Genomic DNA, 236 nt, shown 5'->3' with positions numbered 1-236 from the left:
CTGCGATTACCTTCAATGTGGCTGTTGTTTTCAAAGTATTGAATGATGCAGCTGTAAATTTAAATGGACTTGTAGAGGCGGTAGATGTTCAAGCGCCAGAATATGTGGTATCTTATAGTCTAGTGGGGGATAAGGGTTTAATTCATGGTGATGTTTCTGGAAAAACTAAAGTGAATGTAGAGCGTTCTACCAAATACTTAGGTACACGTAGCTTAGATCGTATAGATAGTAACGCC

The 236-nt window shown here is 39.0% G+C and carries 1 protein-coding gene; it reads left to right on the top strand.

Annotation, left to right across the window (positions count from 1 at the left end; translation table 11 throughout):
- Nucleotides 1-236: hypothetical protein (locus J7R07_RS08205; protein WP_208436351.1), on the top strand; the 236-nt coding region annotated here is incomplete at both ends.

The organism is Bartonella phoceensis (assembly GCF_902825145.1).
GTDB classification, from domain to species: Bacteria; Pseudomonadota; Alphaproteobacteria; order Rhizobiales; family Rhizobiaceae; genus Bartonella; species Bartonella phoceensis.
The sequence above is the reverse complement of the archived record's forward strand: the minus strand, read 5'-3'. Positions and strand labels throughout refer to the sequence as shown.